Raw genomic sequence first — 17,125 nt, forward strand, 5'->3', positions numbered from 1 at the left:
TCGGGGTCTGCTCCACGGGTCGGCGCGTGCTAGAATGGGCCGCCATGAGTCCCGCCCCCGCTGCGTGTGATGCACGGCGCGCGGCCCGGCGCCGCCTGGGACTGGTCGCCATGGCCGCGGTTGCCTTCGTCGGCACGACCGTTGTTCTGCGCAGCATCCAGGGGCCTCTGAAAGCCCCCACGCTGCGCGCGCAAGTCGAGGCGTTCCTCGCGGAGAAGGACGACATCGACGCGGTCTTCGTGGGATCGAGCCGGGTGCAACGTGGCGTGTCCCCGAGTGTGATCGACGAGCGTGTGTCCACGGCGAAGCACCCGTTTCGTTCGTTCAACCTCGGCATCGCCGGGATGCGGAGCTTCGAGGCGGATTGGCTGATTCGGCAGGTCCTCGATTCGAAACCCGAGCGCCTTCGCTTTCTCGTGATCGAGGTCCCGGATTGGGAGCCGGAGTTGGCACCGCGCCATGACTTCACCGAGCGCTACGTCGAATGGCACGACGCCCGTGCGACGTGGCTCGAGCTGCGGGCGATCTGGCGTCAGGGCGTGTCGATCTGGAGAAGGCTGGAGCTCTCCTGGCGAGCACTCCGCTTCTTCCTCATGCGTTCGTCCAACTACGCGACAGTCTACCGGTTCAACTTCGGCGAGGACCCGGTCTGGGAGCGCTTGGTTCTGGGTTGGGGCCAGCTCCAGGGCTACCAGCCGCTGGATGAACATGTCGCGAAGGGCGCTCGGCGGCGCGCCAAGTTCCTGTCGAATCCGCAGTTGTTCGAAGCGGCCGTGGCGCGTTTGCGGAAGCTGGCTGAGGCCGGCCCGCCGGTCGCCGCAGCGGCGCTCGAACGCTACGATCGAGGTTCTCTGGAGGACCAGGTGCGCTACGTCGACTCCCGCGGGGTCACTCCGGTGTATCTCGTACCGCCGCTCCTGTATCCGGTCGCCGATTTTTCCGCACTCGCCCGCGAAGGAGTCATTCCCCATCTCATCGATCTGAAGAACCCGTTGCTTCACCCGGAGCTCTTCGACGCCGACAACCGATTCGATCGAGAGCACATGAACGAAGAAGGCGCGCGGATGATGAGCGAGAAGATCGCCGAGCAGCTCGCACCGCTGATTCTCCAGCCGACGAAGAAGCGCAACTAGCATGGTCTTCACCGAGTTCCGCTTCGCCGCTTTTTTCTTGGCGATCTTCGCCGTCCACTGGCTCCTGCCCGGCAATCGATCGCGCAAGCTCTGGTTGCTGGCCGCGAGCTACTCCTTCTACGCGGCTTGGAATTGGCGCTTCCTGTCGCTTATCGTCGCGTCGACCCTGATCGACTATAGCGTCGGCCGCGGACTCGAACGGAGCACCGAGCTCTCGAGACGCCGCGGGCTCCTCGCCGTCAGTCTCGTGGGGAACCTCGGGATTCTCGGGTTCTTCAAGTACTACAACTTCTTCGCGACCTCTGCGGCGGAGTTCACGTCCTGGCTCGGGCTAGGACTGCCGCTTCAGGCGCTCGAGGTCGTGTTGCCGCTCGGGATCAGCTTCTACACCTTCCAGACGCTGAGCTACACGGTGGACGTCTATCGGGGGCGGCTGCAGCCGACGCGATCCCTCGCGGACTTCGCGCTGTTCGTGTCCTTCTTCCCGCAACTCGTCGCCGGCCCGATCGTTCGCGCCATCGACTTTCTGCCGCAGCTCGCAAAGACGCGACGTCTCGCCGACGTCGGGTTCCGGACGCCACTGATGCGTTTCCTTCTCGGCTACGTGAAGAAGGCGTGCATTGCCGATCAGATCGCCGCGGCGATCGATCCCGTCTTTGCCAACCCGGCCGCCTACGACACGGTGAGCCTCTGGCTGTCATCGTTGCTCTACAGCCTGCAGATCTACTGTGACTTCTCGGGCTATTCAGACATGGCGATCGCGACGGCTGCGATGGTCGGGTACCACCTCCCCGAGAACTTTGGATTCCCGTACCTGGCGAAGACCATCCAGGAATTCTGGCGCCGCTGGCACATCACGCTTACGACGTGGTTCCGCGACTATCTGTACATCCCACTGGGTGGGAACCGTACGGGCTCGGTTCGCCTCGCGATCAATCTCTGCACGGTCTTCTTGCTGTGCGGCCTCTGGCACGGAGCTGCCTGGACGTTCGTCGTGTGGGGCATCTACCACGGGGTGTTCTTGACCCTCGAGCGCTTGGTTCCCCTGAAGCGTCTCCCGCCGTTGCTCGGGCACGTGTACGTGTTGCTCGTGGTGAGCTGCGGCTTCGTGATCTTCCGGTCTGCGGATTTGCCTGCAGCGGGCGTGTTTCTGTCCGGGCTGATCCCGGGAGGGGACGCGGGGCGCTTCGCGGTCTGGTCGGGGTGGTGGGTTGTGTTGCTCTCGTTTGGGCTGGTGCACGCAGCGTTGTCGCGGTGGCCGCTCGAAACCCCGGTTGCGCGCTTGCCGGCCGGTGTGTTTGCCCTGGGCTACGGAGTCTTGGTCGCAGTCCTGCTCCCCTGGGCCGCGAACGAGTATGAGCCCTTCATCTACTTTCAGTTCTGAGGACGATTGATGGACGCTACGCAGATCGGCGGACCGATTGTCCTCTTCCTGCTGATGAGCATCGTGGGCCTCGAACTCACGGTTGCCGACTTCCGTCGCGTTGCGCAGAATCCGGGCGCGGTCGTCGGGGGCACGCTCGCGCAGTTGATCCTGCTACCGCTCATGACGTGGGCCGTGGTCTCCGTCTTCGAACTGGATCCGGTCTTCGGTGCGGGCGCCGTCCTGGTCGCGGTGGCTCCGGGCGCCGGCATCTCGAACATCTTGACGGCCGTCGCGCGAGCGAACCCCGCGCTTTCGGTCACGCTGACGGCAATCGCCTCGGTGCTGGCCGTCGTCACTCTGCCGGCGATCGCCTCCCTGGGTATGCAGGTTTTTCTCGACTCGGGGACCGAGGTCGAGATCCCTGTCGTGACCTTGGTCGTCCAGCTCTTCTTCATGCTGCTCGCGCCCATCGCGCTGGGAATGTGGATCCGCGCGCGTCGTCCCGATTGGGCGGATTGGCTCGGCCCCCGGCTGCAACGGTTCGGCATGGCGGCAATCGTCATCACCGTTGCGGTCGGATTCGCGCTAGCGGAGGAAGAGCAGGTGCAGGTCTCCGCGAGCGCGACGGCGCTGGTCGCCGCTGCGGTGTGGACCCTCAGCGCGATGGCGATCGGATGGACGACCGCCCGGCTCCTGGGCCTGAATGCCGCCGATCGCTTCACGTTTCTGATCGAGTTCTCGGCGAGGAACATCGCGGTCTCGGCGATCGTCGCGATGTCAGGGCTCGGCCGCCTGGACCTGACGTTCTTCAGCGCGGCGTATATGACTGTCGGCTACCCACTGGCCGTTGGAGCGTCGCTGCTCCGGCGACGTCGCACGCGGGGCGACACCTAGGGGAACGGGACGGGGCTGTTCAGCTGACCCGTGTGCCGGGCAGGAGCCGCTTCCCGGGTGCAAGCACCGAGAGGCCCGTCTCGTCGCGTCCTGCGAGCAGCATTCCGCAGCTCTCGACGCCGCGTAGCTTCGCCGGCTTCAGATTCGCCACGACGACGATCTGCTGACCCACCAGAGTCCGCACGTCGTACGTGTCGCGGATGCCTGCGACGAGCTGGCGCTCTTCGGGTTCTCCGATGTCGACCTTCAGCACGAGCAGGCGGTCCGCATTGGGATGCGGTTCGGCGCTGCGGATTGTGCCGATGCGAAGATCGACCTTTCCGAAATCGTCGATTGAGATCTGCTCAGATTCGGTTTTCTCTTCGGTGTCGCTCATTGGTTCCTCAATCAGGAGTTGGCGCGGCGACGTCCACGGCCGCTCCCCGCCTTGGGGAACTTCTTGCCGCAGCTCACGCAGAAGCGTGCGTCGCGTTTGAATCGGTTACCGCACGAGGGGCAGAAGCAGCCGCCGTCGACGGCATGTATCGTCGAGTCGCCCTCTTGGGCGTCGTCGAGGGCGCTCATCGCGTCGAGGGCGCGTTTCTCGAGATCGGCTCGTAGCGATGCGTGGTCTTCCTGAGAGAGTTTGCCGACCCGCAGATCGAAGTCGAGTTCTTGAATGGCTTCGAGCGCCGCTTCCTTCTGTTTCTCGAGGGCTGTCGCTTCGGGCAGCGCATCCATCACGCCGGTAGGCGCCGCTTGCGAGAGAAGGGGCCAAGCGATGTAGATCGCCGAGAGCACCGCGATCAACAATCCGATGCTCGTGATGACCATCAGACGTCCCGGTCCCGGAGCTCGCGCTCGAGGCGCTCGCGAAGCTTGCTCTCGGCGTCGGATGGGGCGGGAGTGACGGGGGGCGTCTCGGAGCGGTCGGAGCGGGTCGCACCGCGCCAGCGCCACAACACGACACCGACCGTGAGGCCTCCCAGACCGAGGACCACGAACGGCATCACCCACGCGGCGAGGTTGAATCCCCGCATGGTAGGAGCCGACAGGACCACCTCGCCGTATTTCTCTTCGAAGTGGCTCAGGATCTCAGGAAGGTCGCGGCCCTCACCGATCTGTTCCCCGATCTCTTTCTTGAGCGGGATCGCAGAGCCACAATTCACGTGATTGCAGGAATGGACGGTGAGGCCGCAGCCGCACTGACAGGTGAGGCTCGACTCGACCGCGTTCTGGGTCGGCACCCCGGCGCGTACCGGTGCAACGAAGAACGTTCCGACCATCGCGGAGAGCAGGAGCGCCAGGACCCAGATTGGTGCGCAGGTTCTCAAGAAGCCGGTCGCGATCCTGCGGGAACCCGCGAGGTCGCCTCCGCGGTACGCTCGGCGTACGAGGGCCACATGCAGACGATGGTTCCGAGGAACAGCACGAAGCCGCCGATCCACATCCACGAGATCATCGGGTTCAGGAAGATCTGGAACACGCCCACCTTGGTTTCGGCGTCGTAGGTGCCGAGGACGGTGTAGAGGTCGCCTCCCAGAGTGGACCAGATCGCGACTTCCGTGGTCGGCTGCTGGGGCTTCTTGTAGAAGCGCTTCTCGGGGAAGACGAAGCCGAGCTGCTCGCCGTCATCGAACACCGCGAGTCGCGCCTTGCGAATCTCCACGTGTTCGCTGCTCTCGTCTTCGACGCCATCGAAGCGCACTTCGTATCCGCCGACCTCGACCGACTGGCCGATCTCGAGCCCGATCTGCTTCTCGATCTTGAAGACGGACGAGGCGACGATTCCGATGAAGACCATGACCATTGCGACGTGCACGATGTAGCCGCCGTAGCGGCGGTGGTTCTTGCCGATTAATCGCGAGAGCGCCGTCCAGGGTGCCTCGCCCATCATCGCCTGGCGGACGCGCATGCCCTTCCAGAACTCGATGGACACGGTGGCGAGTGCGAACGACGCGATCGAGAAGGCGACGATCGCGTAGAAGTTTCCGGCGCCCATCACGAGCGCGATCACGCCCGTCGCGACACCGGCGAATACGGGACCCGCGAAGGCTCGCTTGAGACTCGACCAACTCGCGCTCCGCCATGCGATGGCCGGGCCGACGCCCATGAGGAATATGAGAGCGAGTCCGAGCGGCGCGTTCACCTGGTTGAAGAACGGTGGCCCGACGGTGATCTTCACACCGCGCACCCACTCGGAAAGGACCGGGAAGACGGTACCCCAGAACACCGTGAACGCAATTCCCACGAACAGGAGGTTGTTCAAGAGGAAGGCGGCCTCACGCGAGAAGACCGACTCGAGTTCGTTCTTGCTCTTGAGCATCGGCAGCCGCCACAAGAGCAGCCCGAGCGACACGACGAGGATGAAGCCGAGGAAGATCAAGAAGAAGGGGCCCAGGCCCGATTGGGTGAAGGAGTGAACCGAGGAGATGACACCGGAGCGCGTGAGGAACGTGCCGAAGATGGTCAGGGAGAAGGTGAGGATCACCAACACCATGTTCCAGACCTTCAGCATGTCCTTCTTTTCCTGGATCATGACCGAGTGCAGGTAGGCGCTCGCCGTGAGCCAGGGCATCAAGGCCGCGTTCTCGACCGGATCCCACGCCCAGTAGCCGCCCCAGCCGAGGACGACGTATGCCCACGCCGCGCCGAACAGGTTCCCGAGGCTCAGGAAGAACCAGGAGAAGAGCGCCCAGCGGCGGGTCGTGCGGATCCAGGCGGCTCCGAGCTTGCCGGTGGCCAGGGCCGCGACGGCAAACGCGAACGGCACCGTGGTGGTGACGAACCCGATGTACAGCGCCGGGGGGTGGATCGTCATCCAGTAGTTCTGCAGGAGCGGGTTCAAGTCCGAACCTTCGCTCGGCGTAAACGGCAGCCGCTCGAACGGATCGGTGACGAACACGAGCAGAGACAGGAAGAAGCCGCCGGTCACCAGCATCGTGGCGGTGACGTAGGGCATCTGGTCGCGGTTCTTCCGCCGGTTTTGAACCTGCACGACGGCGTTGCAGACCGCGAGAATGAAGGTCCACCAGAGCAGCGAGCCCTTCATCCCGCCCCACAGCGCCGCTATGGTGTACCAAAGCGGCAAGGTGCTCGAGCTGTAGGAAGCGACGTATTCGACGTTGAAGTCGCGGGTCAGGAGAAGCTGGAGGAGGGCGATCACGGCGATGCCGGTCAGAGCCGAAAAGGCGTACGCCGCGTGAGTGCCACTGGCGATCAGCTTCTGGTCGCGGCGCAGGCCGCCCAGGATGCTTGCGGCCGTGCCCCAGATGGCCACGATGAAGCCCAGCACGATGGCCAGGCGTCCAATCTCACTCATGTTCGACCCGTCCCGGAGCCGGCGTTAGCCGCTCCTGAGTTGGCCGGATGCGTCGGCCTCGTCACCGTACCCGTCCGGGGTGACTTCCGCCTCGTACTTCGACGGGCACGTCGTGAGAAGAGTTTCGGCAACGAAGACCTCGTTCGTGACCTGTCCTTCGACGATGACGTCGCGGCCTTCGGCGAACATGTCGGGGAGGATTCCGTTGTACTTCACCACGAGCGTCGGCGGGATCTCGACCGGCTCGACCACCGCCACGGGCGTGGCCTCTTCTGCGTCCGCACGAGGCGGGATCGACTGGATCTCGAAAGCGAGATCCAGAGTGCGCGGATTCCATTCCACGCTGCCATCGGTGACTCGTCCCGCAAGGCGAAGCTGATGTCCCTCGTGGTCACGCGATTGAGCAGCGTACTCGTCCATGGTGAGGAAGTACGCCGACGTTTCACGCGCCGCGGTGTAGATGAGGGTGGCGACAGCAGCCACGATCACGAACGAGCCGAGTGCGAACTTCTGCTTTCGGTTCATACGCTTTCCCTGAACGCTACCCGATGCCATATGGGGACGCAATCGAGATCTGAGGCACCATGGACCACCTGATCGAACTCTGGAAACCGGCTCTGTTGGGCATTCTCGAAGGTCTGACGGAATTCGTTCCCGTCTCTTCGACGGGCCATCTGATCATTGCAGGTCACTTCCTTCACTACGGCTCCTCTGAGTTCGAGATCATCATCCAGCTTGGGGCCATGTTGGCGCTCACCTGGTGTACGAGCGACCGTATTCTCGCCCTATCGGGCAATCTGGGCCTGCGACCGGAGGGGCGCCCCTTCCTGTTCAAGGTGGGCCTCGCGTTTGTCCCGGCGGCTGCTGTGGGCTTCCTCTTCCACGACATGATCGAGGAGTACTTGTTCCACCCGCAGTTCGTGGCGGCCATGCTGGTGACCGGAGGGGCGCTGATCCTCCTGATCGACCGCCCGGGGGACCGGGGAGGGCTCGAGGAATTGGAGAAGATGACGTTCGCTCAGGCGCTCGCCATCGGGTTCGGCCAGTGTCTGGCCCTCATGCCGGGGGTGTCGCGCTCGGGCGCGACGATCGTGACCGGGCTGGTTGCGGGACTCTCGAGGGCGGCGTCGACCGAGTTCTCGTTCTTCCTGGCCCTACCGACCATGTACGCGGCCTGCTTCTACACGATCTTCAAGGCTCGAGATCACCTCGCCGACGAGCTCGGGCTCGGGATGGCAGTGGGTCTGACCACCGCCTACATCAGCTCCGTCTTCGTCATCCGGGCGTTCTTGAAGTTCGTTCAAACGAACTCGCTGCGTCCGTTCGGTTGGTACCGGATCGTGTTTGGGGTGGTGTTACTCGTGTTCTTCGCGCTCACCGGCGCCGGCACTACCCCGGAATGAGGGTGTCGACCATCCGGTCGAGCCCGATGCCGCGCGAGGCTTTCGCGAGAACCGTAGCCGGCCCACTGTCCGCCAGAACTTCGATCACGAGCTGAGTCGCTTCTGCGGCGTCATCGACGTGCCGCGCGTCGACGCCGTGGCCCGCGGCCACTTCGGCGATGCGTTTCGATTCCGGTCCGACGGCGATCAGGACGTCGACTTCTGTCGAGCGATTGCCGATGGCCCTACCGACTTCTTCGTGGGACGCGGTGGTCGCGTCGCCCAACTCGAGCATGTCGCCGACGACCAGGATCAGCCGCCCGGACCCCGTCGCGAGTGCGGCCGCGGTGTCGATCGCGGCGATGCAGGAAGCCGGGTTCGAGTTGTAGCAGTCGTCCAGAACGAGCAGCGGCTTGGAGGCGTGGCGCAGGGGTACGAGGCGATGGTCGGCGGGATGTACGTCTTCGAGCCCGGCTTGGATCACGTCGGGCGAGATGCCGAGCTCGGTGGCGATCGCGACCGCGAAGGCGCCCGCCCAGGCGGCGGGCTCGCCGAGAAGAGGCAGATGCCACTCGCGTTGCTCGTGGCCGGGCCCCGCGAGTCGGAACCGCGATCCGCTGCGTGAGGTGCGCAGATCGCTGAGGCGCCATGTGTCCTCGGGCCGCCGACCGAGCGGGCAGATGCGCAGACCCGCACGTTCCTGCGCGGCCTTCACCAGATCCGGCTCCGCCGATCCGATGAGCGCGAGGCTGTCCGGCGCAAGCGAGTCGAGGATCTCGGTCTCCGCGGAGATCACTCCGGCGACGCTTCCGAGCCACTCGAGGTGTTCGGCGAAGGCGGCGGTGATGATCGCGTGATGCGGTCGCGCCATGCGAGCGAGGCGGCCCAGCTCTCTGGGCTCGCTGGTCCCCAACTCGAGGATCACGAACTGCGTGTCGGGAGGCGTCGCGAGGAGGGCGAGGGGTGCGCCGACCTGACTATTCGCATTGCCGGGGGTGGCCCAGGTCGTTCCGGCGCGTGCGAAGACTGCGGCGAGCGTCTCTTTCGTAGTCGTCTTGCCGTTGCTGCCCGCGACGCCGATCACGGTGCCCGTAAGGCGGTCGCGCCACAACGCACCCAGGGCCTGCAGCGCTTTTGTCGTGTCTTCGACCTGGATCTGGACGGCGTCGTCCGGCGCACCCGCCGGTCGGTTGACCAGAGCTCCGCCCGCGCCGGTTTCGAAGACGCTGGGGACGAAGTCGTGGCCGTCGACCCGGGCGCCGGGAAGGGCCGCGAACAGGGAGTCGCGCGGGACGCGGCGCGAGTCGATGGAGATCTCGTGGAACCGTCGGTCGGGGTCGCCCGAAAGGAGGCGCCCGGCACATGCTTCCGCGATCTGGGCGGCGCTGAGATCCATGGCTGGGTCACGCTCCTAGCCCATGGAGGGAGGGCGGTCGAGGTGGGACGGCCGTTGGGCCTCTACCCCTCGGGACCACCATGGATCCGATCGCGAGCGATCCCGTCCGTTCGGCCCAGGTTGGGCCGCAGGCGGGTGCTCTGGGCTCAGTGGCAATGATAGGTACGAATTCTCCACCTTACTGCCACTCATCCAAATGGCCACGACCCCCGATCAACCCAGCAGCCGCATCGGCAGCCAAGCGAAGCTCGTCTTCGGCACCGCGCTCGCGGTGGGACTCCAGCTCGGATTACTGCAGTCGTACCTGCTCGGCTCCCGCTCTGCGCTGATCGTATCGGTCACCACCAGCTTGATGTTCGGGGTCGTATCGCTGGCCCTATGGCAGACCGTTTTCCCGAAGATCCGGATGCGATCCCCAGCGGCGCGGTTCGTTATGCAGGCCGTAATTGCTCTCATCGCGATGACCGCCACGTCCTTTCTGATCGTGAACGGGTTTCTGTTCTTGTCCGAGGGGAAGTCGATGTTCTCGCCGTACCTCGGTGGAGACGTCAGTCTCGTCATCCCGGCAGCGAGCATCGCCTGGAGCCCGTACATCTACTTTGCGTTCCCGATTGTTCCGGCGGCGCTCCTGGTCGTGGTCGGCTTCAACCAGAGCTGGTGGCAGATCTTCCTGCTCGAGAAGCGCGAGCATCAGGCGCGTGAATTGGCGGCTCTGGCCCAACTCGAGGCGCTGCGAGCCCAGATCAATCCGCACTTCTTGTTCAACAGTCTGAACTCGATCTCGCAGCTGATCTCGTCTGACCCCGATCGCGCTGAAGAATGTGTCGGGCGGCTGGCGGAGATCTTCCGGTACCTGCTGCGCAGTGAGAACCGGTCGTTCGTGACCTTGTCCGACGAGTTGGCCATCGTCGACGCGTATCTAGACATCGAGCGTGCGCGCTTCGGTGCGAAGCTCGTCGTCGACTTCTCCGTCGCCGACCAGGCGCGCCATCGTTTCGTTCCGACCCTGATCCTGCAGCCGCTGGTCGAGAATGCAGTTCGACACGGCGTTTCGCAGAAAGTGGGCGGCGGTCGCGTGAGCATCGAGGCAGATCTGCAGGGCGACGATCTTCGCGTCGTCGTTCGCGACACCGGTGTCGGCATGGTCGGTAAGGTCTCCCACGATTCGGCGGGAGGCGTTGGCCTGCGCAACGTGCACAACCGCCTCGTTCAACTCTTCGGCGACGACTACGCGCCGAGGATCGATAGCGAGTCGGGGAGTGGGACGGTGGTGACCCTCCGGGTTCCGCTCGTGTCGTCCGAGATTTCGAGTTCGACTGTGGTACACTGAGCCATGGTTCGGTTGATCGTCGTCGATGACGAGAAGCTTGCGCGCGACCGCGTGAAGGGCTTTCTCTCGAAGATGTCGGATGTCGAACTCGTCGCCGAGGCGGAAGACGGCGCGACAGCCATCGAGTTGATCGAGAAGGAGAATCCCGACCTCGTTCTGCTCGACGTGCAGATGCCCGGCGGTGATGGCTTCAGCGTTCTTCGTGGTTTGAAGGATCCGCCCCACGTCATCTTTGCCACTGCCTACGACGAGTATGCGATCAAGGCCTTCGAGGTCGAGGCGATTGATTATCTCCTGAAACCGTTCTCGCAATCGCGACTCGCCGATGCGATCGAACGGGTTCGGCAGCGTATCGACGAAGGCGCGGCCCGCGCCGACGCAGCTTCACTGGCGCGCCTCGCCGAGCCCCACAAGGTGTATGCGAAGCAGATCCCGGTGCACACCGCGCGCAAGATTCTCGTGCTGCCGGTGGACGAGATTCTCTGGTTCGCCGTCGAATCACGCCTCGTCTACGCGCACGTCGACGGTCGCGCGTACATGACCAACTTCACCTTGCGTGAACTCGAAGAGCGCCTCGATCCGGAGATCTTCTTTCGTGCTCACAAGTCGCGCCTCGTAAACCTTGAGCAGGTCAAGGAGATCGCGCGGTGGTTCGGCGGTCGCTACCGTCTCGTCATGAAGGACGAGCAGTCCAGTCAGGTAGAACTCTCTCGCGTGCAAGCCCGCGAGCTGCGCGCCCGCCTGGGCTGGTAGTCGTCCCGGTTCAGTCGCTCGCCGCCGCCTTCGGGAGCGCCCTCCCGAGGATCATCAGGCCGATCGTGGCGGACACCAGGGAGCCGGCGAAGATCCCGATCTTCGAGCCGGACACCAGGATGGGATCGGTGAACGCTAGGTTCGTCACGAACAGAGCCATCGTGAAACCGATCCCGGCGAGGAACCCGGTACCCGCGAGGGCGGCCCAATTGACTCCGGTCGGCAGCACGGCAAATCCGAGCCGGACCGAGAGCCAGGCGAAGAGCGTGATGCCGATCGGCTTGCCGACTAAGAGTCCCGTCCCGACAGCGAGCGCGACCATCATGCTCATCTCGTTGCCGAAGACGTTTGAGTCGAAGACGACACCGGCGTTGGCCAGCGCGAAGACCGGCATGATCACGATCGCGACGAAGCGCTCGAGCTGATGCAGCAGGTAGTCGAGGGGCGACTGGGCGGTCGTGTACATCACCATGACGTCGTCGACGACGTGCGCCTTCTTGTGGCCGCCGTAATCTTCCTCGTCCGGCATGTTCACCAGGCCGCGGAACTTGTCGACCACCGAGTCGATGCGCTCGGAGAAGGACTCGCCCGGCTCCGTACGTGACGTTGCCGGTGTGAGCATACCGAGAAGCACGCCGGCGATCGTTGCGTGCACGCCGGACTCGTGCATGAAGAACCAGACGAAGGCGCCGACGAGCCAGTAGGCCGGGAAGGCGCGGACGCCGAGAACGTTCATGAGGAACACGAGTCCGAGAAGGCCGAACGAAATGAACAGCGCGTTCATGTAAATGGTTTCCGTGTAGAAGACGGCGATGACGGTCACGGCTCCGAGGTCGTCGGCGATCGCGAGGGCGAGCAGGAAGACCTTGAGCGGCGGAGGGACGCGTTTCCCGAGCACGGCCAGAGCAGCGACCGCAAAGGCGATGTCCGTCGCCATCGGAACGCCCCAGCCGCTCGCGGCGGCCCCCCCCAGGTGAATCGAGGCGTAGATTCCCGCGGGAACGATCATCCCACCGAGCGCGCCCATGACCGGCAACATTGCGCGCGACAGCTTGGACAATTCGCCGAGCACCATTTCTCGCTTGATCTCGAGTCCGACGGTGAAGAAGAAGATCGCCATGAGCCCGTCGTTGACCCAGGCTTCGAGGGGGAGCGAGAGGACGGCTTCTCCGAAGCCGAAGGACACCGGGGTGCTCCACAGGTGATGATATGACTCGCCCCAGGGCGAGTTCGCCCAGACGAGCGCGAGCACTGTCATGAGGAGCAACAGGATCGCGCCGGCGCTCTCTAGCTGTGCGAACCGCAGGATGGGGTCCGCGACGATGCCGATCGGGCGGTTGCTCTTCAGTTGAGGGGCGTTGGACATGGTTGGTCTCCGGCTAAACGGTCGGGCTTACGGCTCAGCGCTGGTCGGGTCGACCGTCGCCATCACCTTTCCGGTGGGCTTGTCGACGAGCTCGACTTTGACGGGGCCTTCGACGTCGAAGCGTTCCTGGGCTGCCTTCACTCCGTCGGACATCTTCCCCATGTAGCCGATCTTCATGACTTCGGGCATCTGATCCATCGGGAAGTTCGCCATGAGGACCCGTACCGTGGTCGCGTCCGGCCATTCGATGTCGACGACCTTCGGCCCGGCGATCCGGTGTCCGCGGAAGAGCTGCTCGACGGCGTCTTCGAAGGTGTCGGCGGGTGCGGCCGCAGCTTGGCCCTGCGGCGGCGCCGTGCCGGGTGCAGCACCCGGCGCGGTGCCGCCGGCCCCAGCTTGGCTCCCGAGCGCCGCGGCGGCATCGGTGAGGGATAGGTTCTGGTCCTGCGCGATCTCGAGGAGGTCACCGATGCGCTGTTTCACGGCATCGTCGGTCGACCGATCGCGCGCATTCTCGAGCGCGGCGTGGGATGCCGCGCGGTCTCCGTTCGCGTCGTAGACGACCGCGAGGTTGAAGTGGGCCTGGTAGAACGTCGGGCTCGTTGCGATGACGCGCTCGTACTCGGCGATCGCGCGGTCGGGTTGCTCGCTCTGGTAGTAAATCGTCCCGAGGTCGGTCCGCACTTCGGAGTCCGCCGGGGAGGCGGCGAGATAGCGCTCGTAGTACTTGATGGCGCTTTCTCGGTCCTGGCGATCGTAGGCCAGGTTTCCGAGCCCGCGGAGGCCATCGAGGTCCTTCTCGTCGACGGAAATGAGGTGTTCGAACGCGTCGTTTGCCTTTGCGGTGTAGCTCTTGTCCAGGCGCGAGGCGCGGTAGTAGACGCCGGCCAGCGTCGTCCACTTCTCCTTGTCGTCGGGGGTCTTGTCGGCCTCACGCTGTAGGTCGGCCATGTAGGTCTTGATGTCGTCCGGGAGCTCGAGCGGTGGGTGATTCTGGCCGGGCACCCCGCCAGGTGCCCCGGCGGGAGCGTTCGCCATCACGCCGGGAGCCCGCTCGCCCGGCTTCAGGGGGCGGGCCTGTTCCGGTGCCAAACGGAAGTACAGCCAGAAGCCACCACCAAGCGCGAGCAGGGCCACCAAGGTGATGATCCCGGCGAGGGGGAGGGGATTCGAGCCGCCCGACGATTTTCCGACGGGCTGGCCGCACGAGCCGCAGAAGCCGGCGCCGGGTTCGACGGCGGTTCCGCATTCCGGACAGAACTTGATGGACATCTGCGCGAAAGTAGCAGGTTTGTCGCTTCGATCGAGAAGACGTAGGGGTCTTCCATGGCTCGCGGAGTCAGCGCCCCGGGCGCGCCCCGGTGCCCCGGAGACGGGTTCGATTCCCGGTCGGTTCTGCCCGACCTGCTGACCGGGTCGCGACTGGTGCTCGGGCCGCTGTTTGCGGTGCTCCTGTTCTGGGCACCCACGGGAGCCTTCGTGGTGTCCGGCCTCGCCGCCGCGACGGACTTCCTGGATGGGCGGCTCGCTCGGCGCCTCGGCCAGGGGTCGGACCGGGGCGCGGTCCTCGACGTCGTCTGCGACGCGGTTTTCGTCCTCACGGGGCTCACGGCGCTCGCGTGGGCCGGCGTGCTGTCTGTGGCGCTGCCGATTGCCGCGGCTCTCTCGCTCCTCGCATTGGCGCGCGTCTGGGGTGGGCGCCGGAGCTCCGGGGAGGCGCCGACCTCGTCGCGCGGTTGGGCCGATGCGACGGGGCACGTCGCGGGCGTGCTGAACTACGGCGCCGTCTTCGTCGGCGCGGGGTTCGTTGCGCTCGAAATCCCCCTCTCGTTGATTCGGGCGAGCGAGTTGGTCGCGCTGATCAACGTCGCCCCGATCGGCTTACGCTGGTTCGCTGGGCGCAACTAGCCTAGCGACGAACCAGTAGGAGGCGGGCGCGGCCGCGCGCGCCGGTGCCTTCGCTTCGCAACACGACCTGGCCGTCGGGTACCCGGCCATCGCGCCGCTCGAACGTGAGCAGATACGTCGCGTCTGCCCGGGACGCATCGTCGCGCGGGATTCGACGTTCGGCGTAGAACAGCGCTCCGTAGTCGAAGCTCCCTTGGTCGAAGGCGAGCAGCTCGTCTCCGACGATCTCGTTTACCCGGGGCAGAAACGGGGAGAGGGTCCGCACGTTCGCGATCGCGCGTTCGACGGGCGCGACGAGACCGCCGAATGTAAGAGCCAGCGCGACGACGAGCGGTACACTCGCGCGAAGCCAGTGCGCGCCGGGTGCGTTGGCCGCGGCCAACGCGCTCGTGATCAGGACCGTCCCGCTGACGATTGCGGTGAGGAGCGCCTGAGACCGGAGGACCGAGAAGGATGCGGCGACTTCGACGGCTTCGTGCGGTCGGAGCCGTGGCAGTACGAGGGAATCGATGGGTAGTCCGCTCGCAACGACGAGGCCCGTCACCCCGACGATGCCGAGCACGAGGCAGCCGATGAGCCAGCCCCACGACGCGAGTCTCCGTTGGGCATCACCCTCCGGCCCGGGGCCCAGCACCAGGCCGAACAGCAACGCGGCCGCAGGGTAGGCCGGGAGCAGATAAACCCCGCGCTTGGAATCCGGAAGGAGGAAAAACGCGAAGACGACGAGAAACCAGACGACGAGAAAGCGCTGCGTGTCGTCGAGCGGTTTTCCGCGCCAAAGCCACCAGGCGACGGCGGGCAGGCTAAGGCTCCACGGAAACGCGCCCAGGAAGAACTGGCCGAACAGGTAGAACGGCCCGTGCGAATGGCCTGAGCCGAACCGGTCTGCATCGAGGACCCGGAAGACGTTCTCGCGCAGCGCGTGCGTCTCGATGAACGCGTCGCCCCCGGTCGTCCATGCGGCGGCGTACCAGAGGCCTGTGACGACGAAGACGGCGCCGACACCAGGGATCATGTGCAGGTCACGCACCGTCTGCCGGACGTTGCCCACTCGCGTCGTCGTCTGTTCGGGATCGACCGACGTGGCCGACGTGGGGGACGTGGCAGCGTAAACGAGGATGATGAGGATGGGGAGAAGCAGGCCGATTGGTCCTTTGGTAAGCGTTGCGGCGGCAAGTGCCGCGTAGAACGCGACCGATCTCGTGCGTGTCACCCCGGATCGATCCATGACCGCGTAGAGGAGTAGCGCGCCGGCGAAGAAGACGGAGAACGTCATGTCGACGCGTGCCGTACGCGCGGCGCGGAGCCACTCGAAGCTGAACGTGAGCGCGATCGCGGCGAGCCATCCACAGCGAATACGGCTCGCGTTCGCGGCGAAGGCGAACACGGCGAGCGTCATCGCGACCGCGAGAACCACCGACGGGAGCCGGGTCGAGAGCTCGTTCACCTGGCCGAGTGCGCTCGAACTCGCGAGTCCGAGCCAGTGGAAGAGGGGCGGCTTCGAAGGCACTTCGTCGCCGTTGCGCATCGGGAGGACGAGCCCGCCGTCGTGCGCCATCTCCCAGACCACCACGGCCTCGCGGGGTTCACCCTTGGTGTAGAACGGGAGCTCGGCGATGCCGAGAAGATTCGTGAGGCCGGCGAGTACGAGGACCGCAGCCCCGCCCGCCAGCACGACCAGGGTGCGCTTCATTCAGGCGGCCTCAGCTCCGGCGATCTCGAATGCGAAAGCGTGCGCGGAGGCGCTCGTCCTGGTCCTGCACGGACCCGGGACGCCGGGTCTCGGAGAGGAACTGGAAGAGCTGATGCAGCGACACGTCGTCTTGTTCTTCCGCCGCGACGCTCCGAGGATCTCGCGCACGAGACGTTCGATCTCGTGTTCGGGGATGACGAGGTCTCCGCGCCCGAGCGAACCGCTGAAGCTCGCCCCGAACGGTTCGAGTACCTTCCGCAGTCGCTCTCCGAACCTGGGCTCGTCCAGGACCATCGCGGCGACGCTATCACGACCGCCACGCCAAGGGGAGAATCCGATGCGTCGGGGTGCCGCTCTGGATCAGCCGAACATGCCCCGGTCTCGCTGCGGCGCGCCGGCTAGCTCGGACCCGCCGCCGCCGCGCATCTCGGCTTTCAGCCCATCGAGCCCGGTCCGAAGCTTCTCTTCGAAGAGGTCTAGCTCGTCTTGGCGGCGCTTCCGGATCTTGCCGAGCTCGGCGGTCCACGCGTCGTAGAAGCGCGTCACGCGACCCGTGATTGCCTGATACATCGTCGTGTTCGGTACGAACGAACCGCCGCAATG

Annotated in this window: 16 protein-coding genes; 7 read left to right on the top strand and 9 right to left on the bottom strand. The window is 65.2% G+C overall.

Features of this window, described 5'->3' with window-relative positions; all coding sequences use genetic code 11:
• The first annotated feature begins 44 nt into the window (after positions 1 to 44).
• From P8R42_27460 to P8R42_27470, 3 genes are read left to right on the top strand one after another with little or no spacing between them, the layout of a single operon-like run.
• Positions 45 to 1,133 (top strand): hypothetical protein, encoded by a 1,089-nt coding sequence (locus P8R42_27460; protein MDG2308333.1) that lies wholly within the window; start codon positions 45 to 47, stop codon positions 1,131 to 1,133.
• A 1-nt stretch (position 1,134) separates the two neighbouring features.
• On the top strand, positions 1,135 to 2,517 hold the full coding sequence (locus P8R42_27465; GenBank protein ID MDG2308334.1) for an MBOAT family O-acyltransferase: 1,383 nt from the start codon (positions 1,135 to 1,137) through the stop codon (positions 2,515 to 2,517).
• A gap of 9 nt (positions 2,518 to 2,526) precedes the next feature.
• On the top strand, positions 2,527 to 3,393 hold the full coding sequence (locus tag P8R42_27470) for a bile acid:sodium symporter (protein MDG2308335.1): 867 nt from the start codon (positions 2,527 to 2,529) through the stop codon (positions 3,391 to 3,393).
• Between the two features lie 19 nt (positions 3,394 to 3,412).
• Here the strand turns inward: P8R42_27470 and metG are convergent, their stop codons facing one another.
• Genes metG through P8R42_27495 form a run of 5 tightly spaced genes read right to left on the bottom strand, consistent with a single transcriptional unit; the run spans position 3,413 to position 7,219 of the window.
• On the bottom strand, positions 3,413 to 3,769 hold the full coding sequence (gene metG, locus P8R42_27475; protein MDG2308336.1) for a methionine--tRNA ligase subunit beta: 357 nt from the start codon (positions 3,767 to 3,769) through the stop codon (positions 3,413 to 3,415).
• Positions 3,770 to 3,780: 11 nt separating this feature from the next.
• Entirely contained in the window at positions 3,781 to 4,206 is a 426-nt protein-coding gene (locus P8R42_27480) for a hypothetical protein (GenBank protein MDG2308337.1), read from the bottom strand.
• Positions 4,206 to 4,706, bottom strand: a complete 501-nt coding sequence (locus P8R42_27485; protein ID MDG2308338.1) for a cytochrome c-type biogenesis protein CcmH — start codon at positions 4,704 to 4,706, stop codon at positions 4,206 to 4,208. The genes P8R42_27480 and P8R42_27485 overlap by 1 nt, the downstream gene beginning before the upstream one ends.
• Positions 4,703 to 6,694 carry a heme lyase CcmF/NrfE family subunit gene (locus P8R42_27490; GenBank protein ID MDG2308339.1) on the bottom strand — a complete coding sequence of 664 codons (1,992 nt, stop codon included), beginning with the start codon at positions 6,692 to 6,694 and terminating at the stop codon, positions 4,703 to 4,705. Before P8R42_27490 ends, P8R42_27485 begins: the two co-directional genes overlap by 4 nt.
• A 24-nt stretch (positions 6,695 to 6,718) precedes the next feature.
• On the bottom strand, positions 6,719 to 7,219 hold the full coding sequence (locus tag P8R42_27495) for a cytochrome c maturation protein CcmE (GenBank protein ID MDG2308340.1): 501 nt from the start codon (positions 7,217 to 7,219) through the stop codon (positions 6,719 to 6,721).
• Between the two features lie 59 nt (positions 7,220 to 7,278).
• Between P8R42_27495 and P8R42_27500 the strand changes: the two genes are divergently transcribed.
• Complete coding sequence (locus tag P8R42_27500) at positions 7,279 to 8,097, top strand: undecaprenyl-diphosphate phosphatase (protein ID MDG2308341.1); 819 nt, start codon at positions 7,279 to 7,281, stop codon at positions 8,095 to 8,097.
• Here P8R42_27500 and murF read toward each other — a convergent pair.
• Positions 8,084 to 9,472, bottom strand: a complete 1,389-nt coding sequence (murF, locus tag P8R42_27505; protein ID MDG2308342.1) for a UDP-N-acetylmuramoyl-tripeptide--D-alanyl-D-alanine ligase — start codon at positions 9,470 to 9,472, stop codon at positions 8,084 to 8,086. The genes P8R42_27500 and murF overlap by 14 nt on opposite strands.
• A 196-nt stretch (positions 9,473 to 9,668) precedes the next feature.
• On the opposite strand from murF, the gene P8R42_27510 reads away from it, so the two are divergent.
• Both P8R42_27510 and P8R42_27515 read left to right on the top strand, forming a co-directional pair.
• Positions 9,669 to 10,802 carry a histidine kinase gene (locus tag P8R42_27510; GenBank protein MDG2308343.1) on the top strand — a complete coding sequence of 378 codons (1,134 nt, stop codon included), beginning with the start codon at positions 9,669 to 9,671 and terminating at the stop codon, positions 10,800 to 10,802.
• Between the two features lie 3 nt (positions 10,803 to 10,805).
• Positions 10,806 to 11,555 carry a LytTR family DNA-binding domain-containing protein gene (locus tag P8R42_27515; GenBank protein MDG2308344.1) on the top strand — a complete coding sequence of 250 codons (750 nt, stop codon included), beginning with the start codon at positions 10,806 to 10,808 and terminating at the stop codon, positions 11,553 to 11,555.
• Positions 11,556 to 11,565: 10 nt separating this feature from the next.
• Here P8R42_27515 and nhaA read toward each other — a convergent pair whose 3' ends face one another.
• A complete protein-coding gene (nhaA, locus tag P8R42_27520) occupies positions 11,566 to 12,921 on the bottom strand; it encodes a Na+/H+ antiporter NhaA (GenBank protein MDG2308345.1) in 1,356 nt (451 codons plus the stop codon).
• A gap of 27 nt (positions 12,922 to 12,948) precedes the next feature.
• Entirely contained in the window at positions 12,949 to 14,193 is a 1,245-nt protein-coding gene (locus P8R42_27525) for a tetratricopeptide repeat protein (GenBank protein MDG2308346.1), read from the bottom strand.
• A 54-nt stretch (positions 14,194 to 14,247) separates the two neighbouring features.
• On the opposite strand from P8R42_27525, the gene P8R42_27530 reads away from it, so the two are divergent.
• Complete coding sequence (locus P8R42_27530) at positions 14,248 to 14,829, top strand: CDP-alcohol phosphatidyltransferase family protein (GenBank protein ID MDG2308347.1); 582 nt, start codon at positions 14,248 to 14,250, stop codon at positions 14,827 to 14,829.
• A gap of 1 nt (position 14,830) precedes the next feature.
• Here P8R42_27530 and P8R42_27535 read toward each other — a convergent pair whose 3' ends face one another.
• Positions 14,831 to 16,522 (bottom strand): glycosyltransferase family 39 protein, encoded by a 1,692-nt coding sequence (locus P8R42_27535; GenBank protein MDG2308348.1) that lies wholly within the window; start codon positions 16,520 to 16,522, stop codon positions 14,831 to 14,833.
• Positions 16,523 to 17,125: the final 603 nt, after the last annotated feature.

This window comes from Candidatus Binatia bacterium, from assembly GCA_029243485.1.
GTDB lineage: Bacteria > Desulfobacterota > Binatia > UBA12015 > UBA12015 > VGTG01.